Source organism: Streptomyces sp. NPDC056948, from assembly GCF_042674225.1.
Classification (GTDB): Bacteria; Actinomycetota; Actinomycetes; order Streptomycetales; family Streptomycetaceae; genus Streptomyces; species Streptomyces purpurascens.
This window is the reverse complement of record NZ_JBHUQX010000751.1, coordinates 1-2,030: the sequence shown is the minus strand read 5'-3', so window position 1 is coordinate 2,030 and position 2,030 is coordinate 1. Positions and strand designations below refer to the sequence as shown.

The 2,030-nt window shown below is 72.8% G+C and carries 2 protein-coding genes; one reads left to right on the top strand and one right to left on the bottom strand.

Annotated features, from left to right (window positions below; translation table 11 throughout):
- Positions 1 to 167: 167 nt before the first annotated feature.
- A complete protein-coding gene (locus tag ACFTZL_RS44330) occupies positions 168 to 1,007 on the bottom strand; it encodes an SDR family NAD(P)-dependent oxidoreductase (protein WP_382596166.1) in 840 nt (279 codons plus the stop codon).
- Between the two features lie 383 nt (positions 1,008 to 1,390).
- Here ACFTZL_RS44330 and ACFTZL_RS44325 point away from each other — a divergent pair, with 383 nt between their 5' ends.
- The gene (locus ACFTZL_RS44325; RefSeq protein ID WP_382596163.1) at positions 1,391 to 1,996 is read left to right on the top strand and encodes a YceI family protein; all 606 of its coding nucleotides are present in this window, start codon (positions 1,391 to 1,393) and stop codon (positions 1,994 to 1,996) included.
- Positions 1,997 to 2,030 lie beyond the last annotated feature (34 nt).

Below are 2,030 nucleotides of genomic sequence, written 5' to 3'. Positions count from 1 at the left end.
CGAGCGAGGGCTCAGGCGCAGGCCGGTACGAGGGCTCGAGCGCGGCCGGGGAGCCGGGCGCGGGCGGGAAGCCACGCGCCCGGCAAGGAACGGGACGCAAGCCGAGGTCGGCCTCCCGGTGCGGGCAACGCGTGTCGGGCAGGGAGTGGGTGACGCACCGGCGCCGGTCAGGCGAAGCGGTTCCGTAGGCGGCGGTACAGCCCCGGGGCCAGGGTTCGGAGGCGGGCCGGGAGGGTTCGCCAGGCGGGGGCGTACGCCTCGTCGCGGTCCTGGCGTACGGCCTCCCAGACCTCGCGGGCGACGCTGCCGGGTGAGACGGGGCGGGGGGTGGCGCGGTCGTAGGGGTTGCCCCGGCGGGTGGGTCCGACGCGGCCGGGCACGACGAGGGTGACGCCCACGCCCGTGCCGCGCAGTTCCTGGCGCAGCGCCTCGGCGAAGGCGGCCAGGCCCGCTTTCGCGGCGGAGTGCACCGCCTCCTCCCGTACGCCCACGCGGCCCGCGACCGAGCCGAGCAGCACCACCCGGCCCCGGCCGGCCGCGATCATGGACGGCAGTACTTCGCGCACGAGGTGGAGCGTGGCGTTGAGGTCCAGGGCCAGCACCCGGTCGATGTCGGTGTGCGGCATGGCCGCGAACGGGCCCGTCCAGCCGATGCCCGCCCCGGCGAACAGGACGTCGATCCGGCCGGTCGCGTGCAGCGCGGACTGGGCCAGCAGGCGCGGACCGCCCGGGGCGGCGAGGTCGGCGGGCAGTACGAGGGCCGAGGTGCCGGACGCCGTCTGCTCCAGGCAGCGCCGGTCGCGTCCGTTGAGGAGCAGTTGCCAGCCGTCCATGGCGAATCGCCGCGCCGTGGCCGCCCCGATGCCCGAGGAGGCCCCGGTGACGAGGGCCACGCGCCGGTCCAGTCGCCGCGCCGGTCCGTGCTCGCGCACCCGGGCAGGGGCAGCGGGGCCGCGTGGGGCGGGGCCCGGTGGGTCGTAGGCCGAGCCGGAGCCGGTGAGTGTCATCGGTCGGTCTCCCTGCGCTGTACGTCCGCCGTGGTCTCGTCTGTCTCCATGCGGGTCCCTGCTGGGTCCCTTCACACGGAACCTCCTCTTCCAGGACACCGCCATCCCGGTGCACCGCGCCAGCGCTGGAGCCCTCTCACGGGCCCGGCTCACCCGGTCCGACGTGCCCGTTTCCGTAGGCGGTCCACGGGCCGGGCCCGTCCGCGACGGCCGCCGCAGGACCACCCCTGCGGGCCGCGGGGTGCCGCCAGGCGGCGGTATCGCGACACAGCTTCCAATGATGTTGAACATTGAACCGGAATAGGTCTACGGTGGTGCGCGTTGATGTAGTTCAAGATTCAACATCAAGAGTCGTCATCACATCACTCGCAGGAGGCGCACCCATGAGCATCTTCAGCAGCAAGGACACCGAGACCGCCACCGCCACGTCCGGCGCCGTCCGGCCGGAGCTGGCCGCCCTCACCGGCGACTACACGATCGACCCCGCGCACTCGACGATCGGCTTCGTCGCCCGCCACGCCATGGTCACCAACGTCAAGGGCGGCTTCCAGGACTTCACCGGCACGCTCCGCCTCGACGGCACCGACCCCTCGCAGTCCTCGGCCTCCCTCGACGTCGTGATGGACAGCATCGAGACGGGCAACGCCGACCGGGACGGCCACCTCAAGAGCGCGGACTTCTTCAAGGCGGACGAGTTCCCGGCCATGACGTTCCGCTCCACCAAGGCGGAGTCCCTCGGTGGCGACGACTACCGCATCACCGGCGACCTGACGATCCTCGGCACGACCCGCCCTCTCGCCATCGACCTGGAGTTCAACGGCGCCGCGAAGGACCCCTTCGGCAACGAGCGCGTGGGCTTCGAGGGCAAGGCGGAGATCCTGCGCTCCGAGTGGGGCCTGACCTGGAACGCCGCCCTGGAGACCGGCGGCGTCCTCGTCTCCGACAAGATCAAGCTCAGCTTCGACATCTCGGCGATCAGGAACGCCTGAACCTCCGGCCACGCCGTACGGGGCGACTCCGTGC

What these genes read in the sequence shown, in the direction of transcription:
- ACFTZL_RS44330 (WP_382596166.1), bottom strand. Translation starts at nt 1,007, where the DNA reads ATGACACTCACCGGCTCCGGCTCGGCCTACGACCCACCGGGCCCCGCC.
- ACFTZL_RS44325 (WP_382596163.1), top strand. Translation starts at nt 1,391, where the DNA reads ATGAGCATCTTCAGCAGCAAGGACACCGAGACCGCCACCGCCACGTCC.